This window comes from Novosphingobium sp. 11B (genome assembly GCF_054589055.1).
Genome location: NZ_BAAILP010000014.1, coordinates 16847 through 36670 on the forward strand (window position 1 = coordinate 16847; position 19824 = coordinate 36670).

Sequence of the window (19824 nt, forward strand, 5' to 3'; positions counted from 1 at the left end):
CTTCGATGCGCGGGGGGCGTTTCCGGAGATTGGTCACGTGGGGCGCGGCGGTGATACCGCCGCTGCTGGTGCTGGCCGTGTGCTTCTCGCTGGTGCTGACGACCGCGACGCCGATAGCCGTCGGCGAGATTTCCCGCGCCGACAAGCTCATCGGGCAAGGCCGCAAGGCCATCGCCCGGGGTGACGGCATCGACGCGGAAATGAAGCTTCGCGCGGCGCTCGAACAGGGAGCCGCACCGCCGGAGGTCAACGCCTATATGGGCGAGGCATTGCTCGCGCAGAGCCGCCGCGACCGCGCGCGGCCCTATCTTGCCCGCGGCGAGTTCACCGAGGCCAGCGCCGCCGAGGGCTGGCGCGCACTGGGGCTGCTGGAGCGGCTCGACGGCAACCTTCCGGCTTCCGGACGTGCCTACGACCGGGCACTGGCGATCACCCCGAACGATGCCGGGCTGTGGGTCGAGGTCGGGCGCCTGCGCTATGCGGGCGGTGAGCACCTGCTGGCGATCGAGGCGGCCGACCGCGCGCTTGAGTTTGATGGCAATAACGTGCGCGCGCTGGAATTCCGGGGTCAGCTGGTGCGCGATCGTTATGGCTTGCTGGCCGCGATCCCGTGGTTCGAGCGTGCGATCACGCACGATCCCAAGGACGTCTCGGTCCTGCTTGAATATGCCGCGACGCTGGGCGAACTGGGCCACGCGAGCGAGTGCCTGACGATCACCCGGCGCGTGCTCGAACTCAGTCCGAAGAACCCGCGCGCCTTCTACCTGCAGGCGGTGCTGGCGGCGAGGGCGGGCAACTACGGCCTCGCGCGCGGGCTGCTGGCGCGGACAAAGGGCAAGCTCGACGACCAGCCCGCCGTGCTCATCCTGCGCGGCATCACCGAGATCGCTGCCGACAACCCGGAAGCGGCGGCCGAGGCGCTCGAAGCGGCGCTGCGGCTGCGCCCGGACAATATGCACGCCCGCGAACTGCTGCTGCGTGCGATCGTCATGGCGGGGCAGTACCGCTATGCCATCCTGCGCTTCGCCGACGACATCGCCGACGGCGACGCATCACCCTACATGCTCACCACCGTGGCGCGGGCGTGGGAAGTTCTCGGCGATCGTCAGCATGCAGGGGAGTTGCTTGATCGGGCGGCGAGGGGGCAGGGCGCTCAGCTTCGGGTACTGGGCGAGAGCGGCCGCATCGGCCAGATGTTGCATCTCGGCCAGACCGGTGAGGCGCAAGTCGCAGCGGAGGCGCTGCGCCGGTCCGACCCCGGATTCTACGACGCGCAGGCCCTCGCAGGCGACGTGCAACTGGCGATGGGGCACGCCGCCGAGGCGCAGGAGCGCTACGCGCTGGCCTCGCAGATCCGGCTGCCGGAAAGCCTCTTCGAGCGCCGGTTCGCGGCCTATGCGATGGCGCACGACCAAAAGGGCGCGCGCGAACTGGTCACCGCTTACCTCGGCCAGAACCCCACCAGCCGCCCGGCCTTGCGCGCGGCGGCGGAACTGGCGGTCGGCGCGGGCGATCTCGGGCGCGCCCGGACGATCCTGGCGTGGCTGCGCAACAATGGCGGCGAGGGCGACGTGGACCTGCGCGCAGACCTTGCCATGGCGGAGGCCGGCACCGGTGACCTTGCCGCTGCGCGGGAGAATGCGCTCGCGGCCTATCGCCTCCAGCGATCGAATCCGCTTGCGGCGCAGGCCCTGGGATACAGCTATGCGGCAAGCGGGGACTATGCCCCACAAGCGCGGGCGCTGCTCGACAAGGCGCAGGCGCTGCTTGGCAATACCGCGCCCGTCGCCGAGGCCCGTAGCCGATTGCAGGGCAGGGCGGCACGCTAGGCGCCGGGTATGCTTCCGTGCCGTATTTTCGACGGCGACTACAGCTGAGTGGGTGGGAAATGGACGTTGCCCCACCCACCCCGTTCATGCTGAGCTTGTCGAAGCATAGGGAACCTTACGCCCTGCCTCGGGGCCTTCGACAGGTTCAGGCTGAGCGGGGTGGGTGGTCTGATTGGGGTGGTGAGCGGTAGTTCATCCTCCCTGTTGCGAAGCAATGGGAAGGTGGCAGCCTGCAGGGCTGACGGAGGGGGTTCTACCCCTCCACCACCCGCTGCGCGGGCGGTCCCCCTCCCCATCGCTGCGCGACAGGGAGGATAAACCACCGCAACGGGCGAAACCGGAAAAGCTGGTTTCGCGTGGGTCACCTGACCCGGTCACTTCGGCTGGTAGGTCTGCTCGATGCCGGGGAAGCTGCGATCGCGCACTTCTGCGGCGTACTGCGCGGCTGCTTCCGAAACCACCGAGCCCATGTCGGCATACTTCTTCACGAAGCGCGGCACCCGCTCGAACATGCCGAGCATGTCTTCGGTAACCAGCACCTGCCCGTCGCACTGTGCCGAGCCGCCGATGCCGATGCTGGGACAGGCGATGGCGCGGGTGGCTTCGATGGCGATCGTCTCGACGACGCCCTCGATCACGATCGAGAACGCTCCGGCTTCGTCGAGCGCCTTGGCATCGGCGACGATCTTGGCCGCCTCGGCCTCGCTGCGGCCGCGCGCATTGTAGCCGCCGAGCACGTTCACCGCCTGCGGGGTCAGGCCGATGTGGCCCTGTACGGGGATGCCGCGCTCGTTCAGGAAGCGCACCGTTTCCGCCATCGCCGCTCCGCCTTCGAGCTTCACGCCCGCGCAGCCGGTTTCCTTCAGCAACCTCGATGCATTCGCGAAGGCCTGCTGGGGCGACTGCTCGTAAGTGCCGAAGGGCATGTCGACGATGACGGCGGCATGGTAGCTGCCACGCACGACGGCGGCGCCGTGGGCGATCATCATCTCCAATGTCACCGGCACGCTGGAGGGCAATCCGTAGATTACCTGACCGAGGCTGTCGCCGACGAGCAGGAGGTCGCAATGCGCGTCCAGCAACTGCGCCTGCCGTGCGGTGTAGGCCGTCAGCATGACGATCGGGTCTTCGGTCACGCCGTCTTTCTTGCGGCGGCGAATCGCCGGAATCGTCAGGCGCTTCATCGGCGCCGGAGTGGGGTTTGCGCGGCTGGTCGCGGTGTCGATCTGGAAGGTCGTGGACATGGGGGAGGCTTCTAGCGGCCGATCTGGTCCCCGGCAAATCTCCAGAGTGGGCCGTACGCCTGCCGTGGGCACGGGATATACCGGATTGTTGTAAGAATATTACAATGCTGGGGAATTTACCGCAGGGGGCTCTTGCCAAGCGCTTGCTTGTCGTTAGCCTCCTGGCATTCGCAATTCGGGGGTCCACATGTTCGGACGCGTAAAGCCGCTCGACGCCATTCTGGCGACGGCGGAAAAGAAATCTCTTCACCGATCACTGGGTCCTGTCCAACTGACGCTTCTGGGCGTCGGCGCCATCATCGGCACCGGTATCTTCGTGCTCACTGCTGCAGCTGCGCAGAAGGCCGGTCCCGGCATGATGTGGAGCTTCATCATCGCCGGCGCGGTCTGCGCCGTCGCGGCGCTGTGCTATTCGGAACTGGCCTCGATGGTGCCGGTTTCGGGCTCGGCCTACACGTACTCCTATGCCGTCGTCGGCGAAGTGCTGGCCTGGATGGTCGGCTGGGCGCTGATCCTTGAATACGCCGTCGCGGCTTCGGCGGTCTCCGTCGGTTGGTCCGGCTACTTCATGGGCCTGCTCAAAAGTCTGACGGGGTTCGAGCTACCGGCGATGTTGGCGGCCGGGCCGACGTGGTCGCTCACCGGCGTCGACTTCTCCAGCGGCATCATCAACGTGCCCGCCGTGGTCGTGGCACTTGCGGTGACTTTCCTGCTGATGCTGGGCACCAAGGAAAGCGCGACCTTCAATGCGGTTCTGGTCGCGATCAAGGTGGCGGCGCTGACGATGTTCGTCATCCTTGCGCTGCCGGTGCTCAATACCGAGCATTTCGCACCCTTCGCACCCAATGGCTGGTTCGGACCGGCCGGCACCAGCGGTCTCGGCATAGTCGGGGCCGCTTCCTCCATCTTCTTCGCCTATGTCGGCTTCGATGCGGTCTCAACCGCTGCAGAAGAGACGAAGAACCCACAGCGCAACGTGCCGATCGGCCTGATCGGTAGCCTCGCGCTTTGCACCGTGTTCTACCTGCTCGTCGCAGCCGGTGCGATCGGTGCCATCGGCGCCCAGCCGACCGCTCTGGGCACGCAGCCCGGCTCGGCAGAGTTCACCGCGCAGTGCGCGGCGCTCGCCGCTAAGGGCAGCCAGCCGCTGGTCTGCTCGCAGGAGGCGCTGGCGCACGTCCTGCGCTCGATCAACTACACCCGCGCGGGGGACCTCATCGGCCTCGCAGCGAACCTGGCGCTGCCTTCGGTCATCCTGATGATGCTCTACGGCCAGACCCGCATCTTCTTCGTGATGGCGCGTGACGGCCTGCTGCCGGAGAAGCTAGCGACCATCCACCCCAAGTGGAAGACGCCGCACATCGTCACCCTGATCACCGGCGTCTTCGTGGCGATCGCCGCGGCGCTGCTGCCTGTCGGCCAGTTGGCGGACATCTCTAACTCGGGCACGCTCTTCGCGTTCCTGATGGTGTCGGTCGCGGTGCTGATCCTGCGCGTGCGTGATCCGCATCGCCATCGTCCGTTCCGCACACCGCTGGTGTGGGTCGTGGCGCCGATCGCGATCATCGGTTGCGTGACGCTGTTCTTCAACCTGCCGACCGAAGCGATGCTGGTGCTGCCGATCTGGGGCGCGATCGGCCTCGTGTTCTACTTCGCCTACGGCTACCGCAAGAGCCACGTGGGCCGGGGCCTCGTCGAGGTTCACGAGGAGGATACCGACATGCCTCCGCAGCCGGTGCCGCCGATCTCCTGATCGGCGCGGCAAGCAATTATGAAGGAGGGGAGGGCGCTTTGGTGCTCTCCCCTTTTCTTATGCCCCGCTCACGCCGGTCTATCCCTAGGTTTTCCACAGCTTTGCCGACAGGCGGCAACGAAGTCCGGGTGCACGACTTGTTGGTTGCATGGTCCTTTCCCGCTTCGACCAGTTCGCCTTTGCCGTGCTGCTGGCCGCCTCGTTCGTACTGGCTGGCCTGGCCTGGCTGCATGATCATCCAGAACACGATCCCCGTGCACCATTGACGCTTGCCGAGCCCGACGGATGGGCAACCGGGCGCAAGTTCGCAGCGCTGCGGTACAGCCGGGCCGTGTGCCGGGCTTTTCTCGACAGCGCCGGGGTGAATGCGCCTGCACTGCCCGCGACAGGCAACGGGGCATGTCTCAGAGACGATCGGCAGGTTCTGGGCGCACCAGCGCGCCTTGGGACCCTATTACGTCCTCAGGGCGGCCAGGCGACGTGTGCGGTCGACGCCGGACTTGCCCGCTGGATAAGACACGGCGTGCAGCCTGCCGCAGAGGCGGTGTTCCGTCAGAAGGTGGTGCGTATCGAACATCTTGGCACCGCAAGCTGTCGCCGGATCGGCGGCGGTGAACGCGGCAACTGGAGTGAGCATGCCACCGGCAACGCCATCGATATCGCCAGCTTCGTATTGGCGGACGGAAGCCGGATAAGCGTGGCGAAGGATTGGAATGGAAAGGACGCGGCGACGTCGCGCTTCCTGCATGACGTACGGGATGCTGCCTGTCGCAGCTTCTCTACCGTGCTGTCGCCCGACTACAACGCGGCTCATGCCGATCACCTGCATCTCGATCAGGCGAAACGCGCCGGGGGATGGTCAACCTGCCGATGAGTTGGGGGACGCGAAAAGGGAAATGGTGACCCCTACGGGAATCGAACCCGTGTTTCAGCCGTGAAAGGGCCGCGTCCTAGACCGCTAGACGAAGGGGCCATCTGGCCATTTCAAACGACTTTTCCGGAAAAGTCCGGATGGTGACCCCTACGAGAATCGAACTCGTGTTTCAGCCGTGAGAGGGCCGCGTCCTAACCGCTAGACGAAGGGGCCATGAAGCCGTTTTGTTACCTCCCACCGTAACCGATGGTGACCCCTACGGGAATCGAACCCGTGTTTCAGCCGTGAAAGGGCCGCGTCCTAGACCGCTAGACGAAGGGGCCAAACCGGGTTGCGCCGGAGGCAGGACCGGCCCTCTAACGGTGGGTCCAAGGGTGGTCAACCCTTATCTGGAAACTTTTTTGAACCTTTCGTTTCAGTCGCAGAAAGCCGCGTCATCAAGGTGCAGTTCCGCCGCCGGGCGGCTGCCCCAATCGTCGATCTTCGCACGCCCGGCCAGCCACAGCTTGCGGCCTTGTGCAGCGTGCAGAAGGGCTTGGCCCATCTCGGTTTCGGCGCTGCGGAAGGCCATGGCCTTGAACCGTCCGCCGTCGGGTCCGGAAACGATCAGGCGCAAGTGGTCGGCTCCGACGACGTCCGCCTTGACGATGCGGACGGGGCCGACCGCCACGCGCGGGCCGGGCCAGCCCATGCCGTAAGGCCCGGCGCTCTCCAGCGTCTCCACGAGCGAGGGTACGAGGCCGCCGGGGGAAAGAGCCAGATCGAGCAGTACGCTGCGATTGGCGCTCGCGCGGGAGACATCGGCGGCAAGGTGTTCGTCCAGCCATTCCGACAGGGCATCCAGCTTATCCGGCGCAATGGTGAGGCCGCAGGCCATGGCGTGCCCGCCGCCGGCCTCCAGGAAGCCGGCCTCGCGCGCGGCGATGATCGCGGCGCCCAGGTCCACGCCGGGGATCGAGCGGCCGGAGCCCTTGCCGTTACCCGCATCGTCCGCCCCCAGCGCGATGACGAGAGCCGGCTTGCCGGTTTTCTCCTTGATGCGTCCCGCGACGATGCCGATGACACCCGGGTGCCAGCCGTCGCCCGCACAGACGACGACGGAGCGGTTGTGCTGCCGATCGATCTGCGCTTCGGCCATTTCCTGTACAGCCTGTTCAATAGCGCGGCGTTCGTCGTTCAGGCGGGACAACTGCGCGGCGATATCGCGTGCCTCGTCGGCATCGGTCGTGGTGAGGAGGCGAACGCCGAGGGTCGATTCGCCAACACGCCCGCCAGCATTGATGCGCGGGCCGAGCGCGAAACCGAGGTCGCTGCACGTTGGTGCCCGGCCGAGGCGGCTGGCGTCGATGAGTGCCGACATGCCGATGTTGTCGCGCTTGGCCATCACCTTGAGACCCTGTGCCACCAATGCACGGTTCAGGCCGTGAAGGGCGGCGACATCCGCTACAGTTCCGAGTGCCACGAGGTCGAGCAGGGCGAACAGGTCAGGTTCGCGGCGATTTTCGAAGAACCCGCGTTTGCGCAGCGTGCGCACGGTCGCGACGGCCAGGAGAAAAGCGACGCCGACGGCTGCGAGGTGGCCGTGGGAAGCGGCCAGGTCGTCCTCGTCGAGGCGGTTGGGGTTCACCAGCGCAGTGGCGCGGGGCAGTACGGGCGAACACTTGTGGTGGTCGACTACGATGACGTCGACACCCGCTTCGTGCGCCATGTCGAGCGCTTCGTGCGCCATCGCGCCGCAGTCCACGGTGACGATCAGGCTGGAACCTTCGCCCGCGATCCGCACCAGCGCCTCGCCGGAAGGACCATAGCCTTCGAGCAGGCGGTCCGGGATATAGTAGCGAGCGGGATGGCCGAGGGCTCGCATCAAGAGGATCAGCAGCGCCGCGCTCGTTGCGCCGTCGACGTCGTAATCACCGTATACCGTCACGGTCTCGCCCGTCAGCACCGCCTGGGCGAGCCGCTCGGCTGCCGCGTCCATGTCGCGGAATGCCGAGGGGTCGGGCAGGAAGGCGCGAAGGCTGGGATTGCGATGGCGCTCCAGATCCTCGCGAGCGACGCCGCGCGAGAGCAGGAGCTGAGTGACGATATCGTCTTCGAGACCGGCTGGGCCTCTGCCGAGGTCATCGGAGAGGTCCATATTGCCGCCGCGCCAGTGCCAGGCCTTGCCGGTCAGCGAGCGGTCGATCCCGAAGACACAGGCGGATCGTGATTCCATGAGGTCCGCGTTACCGCAGGCGTCGTTCGACGGGAAGTGGCGGGCCTATGTCGATCCCCGCATTTCGGGCCTGGGTGGCATGCAAGGCGGGCTTCGGGCTATGATGAGGAAAGGCAACAAGGGCTGTTGATTCTCTGCTCGCTATACTCTGGCACAGTCGTACCGGCGCAGCGCGCGCCATGGCCGAGGCGCTGCATCTTGGCGCGGGCGACGATGCGCGCCTGATCACCGTTTCTGATGTATCTGCCGAGGACTTGCTTGCGGCTTCCGGCTATGTCTTCGTCTGTCCGGAGAACCTGGGTTCGATGACGGGCTTGATGAAGGAGATGTTCGACCGCTGCTATTATCCGCTGCTGGGCCGGGTCGAGGGCAGGCCTTATGCCACGGCGATCGCGGCCGGGTCTGACGGCCGCGGAGCGCAGGCACAGATCGATCGTATCGTCACCGGCTGGCGCCTGCGGCGGGTCGCTGAGCCGCTCATCGTCAACCTCGGCGTGCAGACGCCCGAGGCGATACTGGCCGAAAAACATGTGCCGCAGGCGCAACTGGATGCCTGCCGCGATCTTGGCGCTGCGATGGCTGAAGGGCTGCAACTGGGGATTTTCTGAGGAAGGGCTGCACAGTGCCTAATGGACTCGACGCTACGCTGGAAATGATGCCTATTCGCCCGATGCCGCAGGGAGACGACAGCGCTGCAGGGCTCTGCCTGCTCTTCGATCATGGCGCGCGGCCCGATGCGGATGCCGTGGCGCGGCTTATGGAGGTATCGGCGGCTTCCGGCTTGCCTGCCAGCATCAGCTATCGTCCAGCGCCGGAGGCGGGATGGCTGGAACTGTTGGCCAGCGGCCTGACTTTCGACCTCGTCGGGCTCGATCCGGGTGCTGCGGGGCGGATGGTCGAGGCGCAGCAGCGGTTCGGGTTCGCTGACGATGCCGTGCCGAGCAGGGGCGAGTGCATCGAACTGGTTCCATCGGGGCACATCATCTCTGGTGCAGGTCTGCAGCCCGTTCTGCGCACGATGATGGGACTGGCGGCGAACCTCGTGCTCGATCTTCCGGTCCGCGTGGTCGGCTGGGGGCCTGCGCAGACATGGATGGAGCCCCGCTATTTCTGCCGCACGGTGCTCAACTGGCTTGGCGGCGGGGCTTTCCCGGCGCTTGGTCTGACGGCGCTGCTTACCGCCGAGGACGGCAGCCTCGTAAGCCGGGGGCTTGCCCATTTCACCGGGCAGGAAATGCAGCTTGAAGGACGTCCTGACGAAACGGCGGCCGATACCGGAAAACTTGCGGTCCGGGTGATCGACCAACTTGTCCGCCGGGGCCGCATTGCCGAGCCTCTGCGGATCGATGCCGGCGGGCAGGCGCTACTCGTCGAGCCGTCGCAGGTGGGCAAACTCGTGCTGGTATGGCGTGAGGACGAGGGCTGAGCGCACTCAGGCGATACCTCTCCTTCCGCGCCGTCAATCGAAGCGACGCACCTGGCTACGATCCCGGCCTGCAGCGTCACCACCTGCTGCCGCGGCAACTGCTTGGGCAGGCGGCGTTCGCGCGGATGCTGGAGAGCATCGGCGGGCACCGCCATCGGTTCGAGGACTTTCGCGAGAACGGGTTGCTGCTGCCTTGTGACGAGCCCGCCGCGCTACGCATGGGCCTGCCGCTGCATCGCGGGCCGCACCGGCTCTACAGCGCGCTGGTGGTCGAGCGGGTGGGGCAGATCGAGAGCAGCTGGGCGACAATGCGCGACAAGGATCCACAAGGAGCGGCAGTGCAGGCCCATATGCGGCTGGATCTGCTGCAGCGGGCGTTGCGGCGCTACCTTCTGGACGGGCAGCGGCGGCGGTTGAAACTGAACCGCCGCGATCCGTCTGGCGCGGGCGTGGACTTCACCGAGCTTGACGCGATGGTTGACGCGCTATGGGGTTCCACGCGTGCCGCCGTGGCGCCGCTCGCTCAGTCCATGCCGGTGCGGGTGCGCAGTTCGTCCTTCGCCGACTGATACTGTGCGGTAAGCACCTCCACGCGATCCGCGACGGTCTCGATCGAGCGGATGGCTCCGATCCCCTGTCCGGCGCCCCAGATGTCCTTCCAGGCCTTCGCAGCGGTATTGCCGCCCGAGCCGAAATCCATCTGGTCCTTGCTCCCTTCCGGAAGATTGTCGGGGTCCATGCCGGCCGCGACGATGGACGGGCGCAGGTAGTTCCCATGAACGCCGGTGAACAGGCTGGAATTCACGATATGGGAGGCGTGGCCATCGACGATCGCCTGCTTGTAGGCCTGATCCGCATTGGCTTCGGTCGTGGCGATCCACGGTGTGCCGATATAGGCGAAGTCTGCGCCCATAGCCTGCGCGGCAAGGATCGAGCGTCCGTTCGCGATCGCCCCTGAAAGCGCCACCGGACCATCGAACCAGCTACGTATCTCCTGCATCAGCGCGAAGGGGGACTGCGGCCCGGCATGGCCGCCCGCTCCGGCCGCGACCGCGATCAGGCCGTCCGCGCCCTTTTCCACGGCCTTGCGGGCGAACATGTCGTCGATCACGTCGTGCAGGACCATGCCGCCCCAGCCGTGCACCGCCGCGTTGACTTCCACGTTGGCGCCGAGCGAGGTGATGACCAGCGGCACCTTCCACTTCTCGAGCACTGAAAGGTCTTCCTGCAGCCGCGTGTTGGTGCGGTGGACGATGAGATTGACCGCGAAAGGCGCGGCGCAGTCCCGGGTTTCCTCGGTGATACGGTGGAGCCATTCGTCGAGCTGGCTTGCGGGCCGGGCATTGAGCGCTGGAAAGCTGCCGACGATCCCGCTGCGCACTTGTGCGATGACCAGCTCCGGATTGGAGACGATGAACATCGGCGCCGCGATCACGGGCAGGCGCAGAGATTTGGACAGCGCGGGAAGGGGCATCTCGTCTCCGTTTAATCGTTCGATTAAATCATCGCATAATCCGGTCCATCCATGGTGTCGAGTGCAGACCGCCGTACCGCCCTGGCGTTTCTGGCGGACGCAGGCGTGACGTTCGCCGGCGACTGAAATAGACACCACTGTCGATTAACAGGCGGAAGCGGAGAAGGAGCACACCATGTCGGATATCGGGGAAGCCACGTTCGATTGTTCGGACATCGACCAGTATCTCGGCACGGTCATCGACAGTTCGCCGATCCGCGAGCCGCTGGGGAACAACGACATCCGGCGCTGGGTGCAGGCCATGCACTACCCGAATCTCGCCCATTACGACCCGGCCTTCGCGGCCGCGAGCCGCTGGGGCAAGCTGGTGGCGCCGCAGAGTTTTCCGATCGTGATGGACGACAGCCACGGCACGTCGTCGTCCTGCATGGGCGGCATCGCCGAATCGCACCTGCTGTTCGGTGGCGATGAGTTCTGGCACTACGGCCCGCGCGTGTTCGGCGGCGATACCATCACCAACGAGCGCATTCCCTACGACTACAGCGTCAAGGACACCGGGTTCGGACCGACCTGCTTCCAGCGCGGTGACAACTATTACCGCAACCAGCACGGCGAACTGATCGCCAAGCAGCGTTCGACCGCCATCCGCTACCGCGCGGCGGCAGGCGGCGCGCGCGTCGATACCTCCGAGTTCAAGGAGCCGGAATGGACCGATGCCGAGATCGAGAAGCTCGAGGAGCGCAAGTTCGGCTGGATCAGGATGCTGCACGATCTGGGCCATGGCGAACGCTGGTGGGATGACGTGAATATCGGCGACCAGCTTCCGGAGCGCGTGTTCGGACCCCACACCGTTGCCAGCTTCACGACGGAATGGCGCTCGTACCTGTTCACGGTATGGGGCACCCTCGATCGCCGCACGATCGACCTGGAGGCTCTCGGCTTCACCAAGGAAATGGCGGGTCACGAGAACGATCCGGTGATGGAGCGGATCAATCCGGAACTCACTGACGGCGCGTACTACGGCCCGTCACGCGGGCACCTGTTCCCCAGGTATGCGCGCAAGATCGGCATGCCGCGCGCCTATGGCTACGGCGCCTCGATGGGGGCGTGGGTGACCGACTATCTTGCCGGCTGGGCGGGCGAATGGGGCATGGTGGTGCACTCGACCGCCAATTATCGCGGTCCTGCCCTGAGCGGCGACGTCACCATCCAGACCGCCGAAGTGGTCGACAAGATGGTAGACGAGGACGGGCGCCATCTGGTTCAGGTCAAACACCTCATGCAGAACCAGAAGGGCGTAAAGATGTGCATGGGCGTGGCCGAGATCGAACTGCCCAAGAAGAAGTGACGCGAAAGGAGGCGGCCCCGGCATGGGCCGCCTCCTCCCCCCGTCGCGTCACCGCAGCAGGGTCGCAGCGTGTCCTCCCTGGGGGAGGGCAACAGAGCGGAAGGACACGCGGACCTTCATCTCAATTGCTGGTGCTTCCTCCCAGTAATCCGCCAAGCAGTCCGGTGACGGGGGCCAGTGCGTCGCCACCCGAACCTGTCGTTCCGCCCAGCAATCCTCCGCTGACGGTTCCGGTCAGGGTGCCGCTCAAGCTGACGTTCAGCGTGCCGACGACACCGTTCACCAGCCCCGTGACGGGCGCCAGGACATCGCCCGATCCGGCCCCGCCGGTAACTCCGCCGAGCAGTCCATTGACGAGCCCGGTGACTGGCGCGAGGGCTGAACCTGCGCCGCCGCTGCCGACGCCGCCCCCGATACTCCCCACCACGGGGCCGACAGCTCCGTTCAGGGCATCGAGCACTGGCGAGGCGACGGAGTTCACCACGCCCGTCACAGGGGCCACGACCGGTGAAAGTCCGTTGGTCAGTTGCGTGACCCCGCTGCCGACCTGCTCGCCCAGCAGCGCACCGGCGATGTTGCCCACCGGCGCAAGCCCCAGCGCCACGCCGTCGGCCGTGGTCGGCAAGGTGACATCGACAACCTTGTCGGCCGACAGCACATCGGCCGTGAACAGGGTTCCGGAGACGAGTCCGGGATCTTCGGACAGTACGTTAGCACCGATGAGCGTGCCGCTCGTGCTCGGACCGGTCAGCGCATTGTTGCCCAGATCCAGACCGACGAGCGGCCCGGTGTACGTCGGCGCCGGGCCGGAGCCGCCGCCTGGCAACGCGCCGGTCAGGCCATCGACAAGACCGCCGAGCTGTCCGGAAACCGGGGCGAGCAGTCCCCCTTGGCCCAATACCGGCGCCAGCACTCCATCGACCGTGCCCAGCAATGGATTGGTCACCTGGCTGACCGTTGAGGTGACCACAGCCACGGTCGGCGACAGTCCATCCGTGACGCTGTTGACGGTGGAGCCGACCTGAGGCCCCAGCAGCGCTCCGGCAATAGCGCCCACCGGGGCCAGCGCTTCCTGGGTCGCCTGCGGTGTGGTGGGCAGCGTAACCGCTATGATCTTGCCGTCGCCGCTGAGAACATCGACGGCGAGGCCGCTGGTGGACTGCCCTGCGGTGGGCGGCGCCACGTTGACGTCGACCAGTGTGCCCGAGCCGCTCGGCCCGAGGATCGAAGTGCCGCCAATGGCTACTCCGACGGCCGAACCGGTGTAGCTGGTGGTCGTGGGGGTCGGCGTCGGGGAAGGCGTCGGGGTTGGCCCCGGGGTGGGGGTCGGTGTGGGCGTTGGTCCCGGTGTAGGTGTGGGGCTAGGGCTGGGGGTGGGCGTCACACCGGAGCCGGGATTGAAGCCGTTTCCATCGGCACAGGCGCCCAGCAGAAGAAGGGGGATCGCCGCCGCACCCATGAGGGTTTGCCGGAAGGATCGCGATGAATTGATCGACATGGTGTTGCCTCCGTAAAATGCTCCGTAGGCAGGGCGTTAGGCCTGTTGGGGACAGACGCCGCGGACAGACGGAGCCGTGTCGATCGTTTGTGCCGATGCTTGTGAAACGGCCCGATGCCCCCCGTTATGAAATCCGGGCTGCGGCTTCGGAAAATCCGGGATGCGGACCGCATATGCTTACGCAAGACCGGTTTCCTGCGGTTTTTCGAACACGCAATGCTGCGTGAAGGGCACGCAAAAGGGGGCAACGCGGTTTGCCGCCATAGCGGCTGCAACTTCCCTCCCGGTCGATGGAGATGCTTTTTTCGGATTCATGAAAAAGGCCCGACCGTTGCCGGCCGGGCCTTTTTCGAATGCGATGCCGAAAAGGGATCAGGCCGCGTTGGCGGCGCTCAGAACGGCGCGCACGCTGGCGGTGGCGACGTCCTCGTCGATGCCCACGCCCCATACGGTGCGACCGTCGGGCAGGGCGCATTCGACGTAGGCTGCGGCGCGGGCGTCCGTGCTCTTGCCCATCGAGTGCTCGGCATAGTCCTTGACGTCGAGGCTGACGCCGAAGCTCTCGGCGATGGTCGCCGTGACCGAGGAAATCAGGCCGTTGCCCTTGCCGGACACCGACTGCTCCTTGCCCTCGACGCCGATCTTGCCCGCGAAGACGCGGGTGTTGTCCGGCCCCTTGGCCTCATCCCAGTCGATCAGCTGGAAGCGCTGCTCGCCGCTCAGGCGGTAGGCCTTCTGGAACACGTCCCAGATGTCGCCCGCCTGCAGTTCGCGGCCGAGTTCGTCAGCCAGCTCCTGTACGTGCTTGGAGAAGTGAGCCTGCATCCGCTTGGGCAGCTTGAGGCCCTGGTCCTGCTCGATCACCCAGGCGAAGCCGCCCTTGCCGGACTGCGAGTTGACGCGGATCACCGCCTCGTAGCTGCGACCCAGATCGGCGGGGTCGATCGGCAGATAAGGCACCGACCAGATCTGGTCGTTGCGCTTCTCCTGCGCGGCGAAACCCTTCTTGATCGCGTCCTGGTGCGAGCCCGAGAACGCGGTGAAGACCAGTTCGCCGCCGTAAGGATGACGCTCGGCCACCTTGAGCTGGTTGCAGTATTCTACCGTCTGGATGACGTCGTCGATGTCCGAGAAGTCCAGCTCGGGGTTCACCCCTTGCGTGTACATGTTCATCGCCACCGTCACGAGGCAGCAGTTGCCGGTGCGCTCGCCATTGCCGAACAGGCAGCCCTCGACGCGGTCGGCGCCGGCCATCAGGCCAAGTTCCGCCGCCGCGACGCCGGTGCCGCGATCGTTGTGGGTGTGCAGCGAGATCACCGCCGCATCGCGATTGGGCAGGTTGCGGCAGAAGTACTCGATCTGGTCCGCGTAGATGTTCGGTGTCGCCGCCTCGACCGTCGCAGGCAGGTTGAGGATGATGGGGTTCTCGGGCGTGGGCTTCAGGATTTCCATCACCGCTTCGCAGCACTCGATCGAGAAATCGAGTTCGGCGGTCGAGAACGTCTCCGGCGAGTATTCGAAGTGCCACTTGGTCTGCGGGTACTTCGCCGCCTGATCGCGCATGATCTTCGCGCCGGTTTCCGCAATGCCGCGGATTTCATGCCGTTCCATGCCGAACACGACATTGCGCCACAGCGGCGAGACGGCGTTGTAGAGGTGGACGATGCCCGCGTGCACGCCAGCCAGGCTCTCGAACGTACGCTCGATCAGGTCCTGGCGAGACTGGGTCAGCACTTGCACCAGCACGTCCTCGGGGATGCGATCCTGATCGACGAGGCCGCGGATGAAGTCGAACTCGGTCGCGCCCGCGCTCGGGAAGCCGACCTCGATTTCCTTGAGGCCGACCTTCACCAGCAGGTCGAAGAAGCGGTTCTTCTTTTCCGCGCCCATTGGGTCGATCAGCGCCTGGTTGCCGTCACGCAGGTCGGTGGAGAGCCAGCGGGGCGCCTTGGTGATGACCTGCGAGGGCCACTGGCGGTTCGGCAGGTCGATCTGCGGGAAGGGGCGATACTTGACCGAAGGGTCTTTCAGCATGGTCATGGGGTATTCTCGCTCGGTAATTCGTCTACAGGCAATGTCGGTTCAGGTCCCCTTGAGCGCCGAGCGCGCCGCAGGCCGACGCACTACTTCACGCCCAAGGGCGGATAAGTCGCAGGGTAAGGCCGAGCAGAAGGGTCATGCCCTCGCCTATGGGCACGCGCGCGCGCCGTGTAAAGAGGCAATGCGGCGACGGCGGCGCAATTTCGCTTTCCGTCGCCGAGGTGGGCTTGCCGAATGTTGCGCCGGGATCAGGAGCAGTAGAAGCGTTTGATCGCGCCGCTCTCGTCGACATCGACGTTGAGACGTTCGGCGCGGTAATCCATCGTTACCGCCATGCCGGGTTTGATCACGCGGATCGGCTTGTCGCCGCGCTTCGACTGGATGGCCGCGATCGTCGCGTCGGTGGCCTGCTGGCCGGCGTAGCTGGCGAACTGATCGGCGCCGCAGGTCGGTTCGGCTTCCGCAGCAGCGGGCGGGGCGGCTTCAGGCGGGGTCTGCGCGGCGCAGGCGGCCAGCGTCATGGCCATGGCTACAGGGGCGATGAAGGCTTTGGGGGACATGGGTGCTCTCCTTTCCCGGCGCGCTAGCCTAGCGAAGCTGAACGAGGACGCAACGCGCTATCCGGCGCAGGCGGAGAACACCGTATGCACCTGTTCGCCGTTATGATCGTAGATCGTGAAACGGCGCTGCTTGCGGCAGGTGCGGGTATAGGCATCGACCATCGCCACCGTTGCCTCGTTGAGCGGCGAGGAGGGCAGGGGCGTCTGCGCAACCACGGTCTCCGGACGGGCGGCGAGGATACGGCGCACTTCGCGCCGTTCGTCGAGGCCGGTCCACTCGCGCCCCTCGTAGAGATGCGGCGAAAAGGCGAGCGGGCTGACCGGATCAGCGCCGATCTTCGCATAGAGGTAGTTGGGCGCGCCCCATACGAGGAGGCGCTTGTGCGGGGTCACCCTATCGATGTAGCCGGCCAGCGCCGCGGCAGCGGGCCGGGCGCGCCAGCGGTCGTGCAGGTGGAACGTGCCGGACAGGGCAAGGCTCAGCCCGATCACCGCGACAAGGCCCGGCCAGACCGGGCGGCGATGCGCGAAGTACCCGGCGCACAGGATCGCCAGCGGGGCCAGCGCTGACTGTGCGTAATGCACGTAGATGTTGGGGAACGAGAATATCAGCGCCAGCGCGACGAATGCCCAGAGTGCGATCAGCCGCGCTACGGGGCGGTGCTCCGGCTGCCGTTGCAGCGCGTGGAGCCCGATCCCGGCGAAGACCATTGGAATGCCCAGCATCCCCGCCATCGTGAAGATCCGCTGCACGCGGATGGCCGGGTCGGCATAGCCACGCGCGAAGTTCGAGGTGGCCATCGCGTTCCACAAGTCGGCGAAGTGCCCGTCCATCCAGTAGAACAGCCCGGTCGCCAGCATCGGCAGGCTACCTGCGAGTGCCAGTATCCCGGCCCTCCAGCCGATGCCGATGACGGATCGGCCGCTCCGGGCGAGCAACAGGATCGCCGTCAGTCCGAACAACGCGCCTTCCAGCGCCACCGTCTGCTTGATCGCGGTTCCCATCCCGGCGCAGAAGAATCCTGTTAGCAACCCTGCGTCGATGCGCCCTTCGTGCAAGCGATCGAAGCGCGAGAGGAGCAGCCATGCCGCAGCGATGATCAGCGTGTTGAAGAAGACTCCCGCTTCCAGATTGTCGCCCTCGAAGCGGCTGAGCAGCGCGAGGTAGGAGAGGGCCGCGAGCATCGCGCTGCCCGGCGTCGCGATCATCCGGGCGATGCGGTTGACGCCGTAGGCTCCCAGCGCCGCCGAGAGCGTGGCCACCAGTTGGTAGGCCAGCATCGTTGGCGAGACGAGAGCGATCGCCGTGAAGATGAGGTAGAGCAGCGGCCCCTTGCGATCCCAGATATCGACGTAAAGCAGGTCGCCCTTGGCCAGCCGCTCGCCGACGAGGGCATAGAACTGGTCATCGATGCCGAAATTCCACTCGCCCCATGCCGGGCAGCGGATAAGGGCGGCAAAGGCGAGCAGGCAGGCGAACTGGGCAACGCGGCTGTCGGCGACGATGCGTGCAAGGCGTCCCGCGCGTCCGGCATCCGGTGCCTCCATCGTCATGCCCGCCATCGAAATCCCCCCAAATTCACGGGGCTTCATAGTCAAGAAAGTCTTACCATTTGGCGAATCCCGGCAGCGAGCCGGTGCACTCGACGTTTCGCAAGGTGGGGCGATAAAACCCAGCTTCCAACCCCGCTCATGCTGAGCTTGTCGAAGCCTCCTGAGGCGTGGTGCTGTGCCTCCCATCCTTCGACAAGCTCAGGATGAGCGGGGTGCGTGGAGCAAACGCAAAGGGCGCCGCCGGTTTCCCGGCGACGCCCTTTGCGTTTGCCTATCCGCGAAGATCAGCCTTCGACGTGCTCGGCCAGCACGGTCAGGCCCGCGTCACCCACTTCGGCAAAACCGCCGGTGATGCGGATTTCCTCGGGCGCGCCGTTCTCGGTCTTGTAGACCTTCAGGGCGCCATCGGCGATCGTCGACATGAAGGGCGCGTGGCCCGCCAGCACGCCGAACTCGCCTTCGGTGCCGGGGACGACCACCATGTGGACGTCCTCGGAACGGACCAGCTTCGCAGGCGTGACGAGTTCGAAGTGCAGGGGCATATCAGGCGTCCGCCGCCAGCTTCTTGGCCTTCTCGACCGCTTCGTCGATGCCGCCGACCATGTAGAACGCGGCTTCCGGCAGGTGGTCGTACTCACCGTCGACGACGGCCTTGAACGACTTCACGGTGTCTTCCAGCTGGACGAACTTGCCCGAGATGCCGGTGAAGACTTCCGCGACGTGGAACGGCTGCGAGAGGAACTTCTGGATCTTGCGGGCGCGGGCGACCGTGACCTTGTCCTCTTCCGACAGCTCGTCCATGCCGAGAATGGCGATGATGTCCTGCAGCGACTTGTACTTCTGCAGGGTTTCCTGGACGCGGCGGGCAGTCTGGTAGTGCTCGGCACCGACGATGCGCGGCTCGAGAACGCGCGAGGTCGAGTCGAGCGGGTCGACGGCCGGGTAGATGCCCAGCTCCGAGATGGCGCGGTTCAGCGTGGTCGTCGCGTCAAGGTGCGCGAACGAGGCGGCCGGCGCCGGGTCGGTAAGGTCGTCCGCGGGAACGTAGATCGCCTGGACCGAGGTGATCGAACCCTTGGTGGTCGAGGTGATGCGCTCCTGCAGCGCACCCATGTCGGTCGACAGGGTCGGCTGGTAGCCCACGGCCGAAGGAATACGGCCAAGGAGAGCCGACACTTCTGCACCCGCCTGCGTGAAGCGGAAGATGTTGTCGACGAAGAACAGGACGTCCTGGCCTTCCTGGTCGCGGAAGTATTCGGCCATGGTCAGACCCGACAGGGCGACGCGGGCGCGGGCGCCCGGGGGCTCGTTCATCTGGCCGAAAACGAGGGCGACCTTGGAACCGTCCGAGGTGGCGTTGCCTTCGGCGTCCTTGGCGATGACGCCGGCGTCGAGGAACTCGTGGTAGAGGTCGTTGCCTTCACGGGTGCGTTCACCGACGCCCGCGAAGACCGAGACGCCGCCGTGGCCCTTGGCGATGTTGTTGATCAGTTCCTGGATGAGAACCGTCTTGCCCACGCCCGCGCCGCCGAACAGGCCGATCTTGCCGCCCTTGGCGTAAGGGGCGAGAAGGTCGATGACCTTGATGCCGGTGACCAGGATCGACGCTTCGGTCGACTGGTCGATGAAGGCGGGAGCCTCGGCGTGGATCGGCGAGAACATGTCCGAGCCGATCGGGCCGCGCTCGTCGATCGGGTCGCCGACGACGTTCATGATGCGGCCGAGGGTCTTGGGGCCGACCGGCACCGAGATCTGCTTGCCGGTGTTGGCGACGGCCTGACCGCGGGTCAGGCCGTCGGTGCCGTCCATCGCGATGGTGCGCACGGTGTTCTCGCCGAGGTGCTGGGCGACTTCGAGAACCAGCTTCTGGCCGTTGTTCTCGGTCTCCAGCGCGGAGAGGATGGCGGGCAGTTCGCCTTCGAAGGTCACGTCGACGACAGCGCCGATGACCTGGCTGATCTTGCCGGTAGTGGTGAGGTTGAGCACGGGTGCAGTGGCCATTTCGGTTT

General features: G+C 65.9%; 16 protein-coding genes and 3 tRNA genes. 7 read left to right on the forward strand and 12 right to left on the reverse strand.

Going from position 1 to position 19824, the window contains the following annotated elements; translation table 11 throughout:
• Positions 1-5 precede the first annotated feature (5 nt).
• Entirely contained in the window at positions 6-1829 is a 1824-nt protein-coding gene (locus ACYPYD_RS01305) for a tetratricopeptide repeat protein (RefSeq protein WP_459661793.1), read from the forward strand.
• 374 nt (positions 1830-2203) lie between these two features.
• Here the strand turns inward: ACYPYD_RS01305 and panB are convergent, their stop codons facing one another.
• Complete coding sequence (gene panB / locus ACYPYD_RS01310; RefSeq protein ID WP_459661794.1) at positions 2204-3073, reverse strand: 3-methyl-2-oxobutanoate hydroxymethyltransferase; 870 nt, start codon at positions 3071-3073, stop codon at positions 2204-2206.
• 187 nt (positions 3074-3260) lie between these two features.
• On the opposite strand from panB, the gene ACYPYD_RS01315 reads away from it, so the two are divergent.
• The gene (locus ACYPYD_RS01315) at positions 3261-4826 is read left to right on the forward strand and encodes an amino acid permease (RefSeq protein WP_459661795.1); all 1566 of its coding nucleotides are present in this window, start codon (positions 3261-3263) and stop codon (positions 4824-4826) included.
• Between the two features lie 148 nt (positions 4827-4974).
• Positions 4975-5700 carry an extensin-like domain-containing protein gene (locus tag ACYPYD_RS01320; RefSeq protein WP_459661796.1) on the forward strand — a complete coding sequence of 242 codons (726 nt, stop codon included), beginning with the start codon at positions 4975-4977 and terminating at the stop codon, positions 5698-5700.
• A gap of 23 nt (positions 5701-5723) precedes the next feature.
• Here the strand turns inward: ACYPYD_RS01320 and ACYPYD_RS01325 are convergent.
• From ACYPYD_RS01325 to recJ, 4 genes are all read right to left on the reverse strand, one after another.
• Positions 5724-5799: transfer RNA gene (locus tag ACYPYD_RS01325), tRNA-Glu, on the reverse strand.
• 39 nt (positions 5800-5838) lie between these two features.
• Positions 5839-5913 (reverse strand) — tRNA-Glu (locus ACYPYD_RS01330).
• 34 nt (positions 5914-5947) lie between these two features.
• Positions 5948-6023: transfer RNA gene (locus tag ACYPYD_RS01335), tRNA-Glu, on the reverse strand.
• A 92-nt stretch (positions 6024-6115) separates the two neighbouring features.
• A complete protein-coding gene (gene recJ / locus ACYPYD_RS01340; protein WP_459661797.1) occupies positions 6116-7915 on the reverse strand; it encodes a single-stranded-DNA-specific exonuclease RecJ in 1800 nt (599 codons plus the stop codon).
• 179 nt (positions 7916-8094) lie between these two features.
• Here recJ and ACYPYD_RS01345 point away from each other — a divergent pair, with 179 nt between their 5' ends.
• The 3 genes from ACYPYD_RS01345 to ACYPYD_RS01355 all read left to right on the forward strand — a co-directional run bounded on the left by ACYPYD_RS01345 (position 8095) and on the right by ACYPYD_RS01355 (position 9910).
• The gene (locus tag ACYPYD_RS01345) at positions 8095-8523 is read left to right on the forward strand and encodes a flavodoxin family protein (RefSeq protein ID WP_459661798.1); all 429 of its coding nucleotides are present in this window, start codon (positions 8095-8097) and stop codon (positions 8521-8523) included.
• A gap of 62 nt (positions 8524-8585) precedes the next feature.
• Entirely contained in the window at positions 8586-9341 is a 756-nt protein-coding gene (locus ACYPYD_RS01350; RefSeq protein ID WP_459661799.1) for a hypothetical protein, read from the forward strand.
• Positions 9338-9910 (forward strand): AHH domain-containing protein, encoded by a 573-nt coding sequence (locus tag ACYPYD_RS01355; RefSeq protein ID WP_459661808.1) that lies wholly within the window; start codon positions 9338-9340, stop codon positions 9908-9910. Before ACYPYD_RS01350 ends, ACYPYD_RS01355 begins: the two co-directional genes overlap by 4 nt.
• Here the strand turns inward: ACYPYD_RS01355 and ACYPYD_RS01360 are convergent.
• Positions 9865-10815: an NAD(P)H-dependent flavin oxidoreductase gene (locus ACYPYD_RS01360; RefSeq protein WP_459661800.1), complete on the reverse strand. Its 951-nt coding sequence runs from the start codon at positions 10813-10815 to the stop codon at positions 9865-9867. The genes ACYPYD_RS01355 and ACYPYD_RS01360 overlap by 46 nt on opposite strands.
• A gap of 175 nt (positions 10816-10990) precedes the next feature.
• Between ACYPYD_RS01360 and ACYPYD_RS01365 the strand changes: the two genes are divergently transcribed.
• On the forward strand, positions 10991-12163 hold the full coding sequence (locus tag ACYPYD_RS01365) for an FAS1-like dehydratase domain-containing protein (protein ID WP_459661801.1): 1173 nt from the start codon (positions 10991-10993) through the stop codon (positions 12161-12163).
• Positions 12164-12284: 121 nt separating this feature from the next.
• Here the strand turns inward: ACYPYD_RS01365 and ACYPYD_RS01370 are convergent, their stop codons facing one another.
• The 6 genes from ACYPYD_RS01370 to atpD all read right to left on the reverse strand — a co-directional run bounded on the left by ACYPYD_RS01370 (position 12285) and on the right by atpD (position 19816).
• Complete coding sequence (locus ACYPYD_RS01370; protein ID WP_459661802.1) at positions 12285-13661, reverse strand: hypothetical protein; 1377 nt, start codon at positions 13659-13661, stop codon at positions 12285-12287.
• A 372-nt stretch (positions 13662-14033) separates the two neighbouring features.
• Positions 14034-15701 carry a 2-isopropylmalate synthase gene (leuA, locus tag ACYPYD_RS01375; RefSeq protein ID WP_459661803.1) on the reverse strand — a complete coding sequence of 556 codons (1668 nt, stop codon included), beginning with the start codon at positions 15699-15701 and terminating at the stop codon, positions 14034-14036.
• A gap of 248 nt (positions 15702-15949) precedes the next feature.
• Positions 15950-16261 carry an I78 family peptidase inhibitor gene (locus ACYPYD_RS01380; protein ID WP_459661804.1) on the reverse strand — a complete coding sequence of 104 codons (312 nt, stop codon included), beginning with the start codon at positions 16259-16261 and terminating at the stop codon, positions 15950-15952.
• A gap of 57 nt (positions 16262-16318) precedes the next feature.
• Positions 16319-17824, reverse strand: coding sequence for a hypothetical protein (locus tag ACYPYD_RS01385; RefSeq protein WP_459661805.1), 1506 nt, complete (start codon positions 17822-17824; stop codon positions 16319-16321).
• A gap of 275 nt (positions 17825-18099) precedes the next feature.
• Positions 18100-18357, reverse strand: a complete 258-nt coding sequence (locus ACYPYD_RS01390; RefSeq protein ID WP_007682679.1) for an ATP synthase F1 subunit epsilon — start codon at positions 18355-18357, stop codon at positions 18100-18102.
• A 1-nt stretch (position 18358) separates the two neighbouring features.
• Positions 18359-19816 carry a F0F1 ATP synthase subunit beta gene (atpD, locus tag ACYPYD_RS01395; RefSeq protein WP_008830029.1) on the reverse strand — a complete coding sequence of 486 codons (1458 nt, stop codon included), beginning with the start codon at positions 19814-19816 and terminating at the stop codon, positions 18359-18361.
• Positions 19817-19824: the final 8 nt, after the last annotated feature.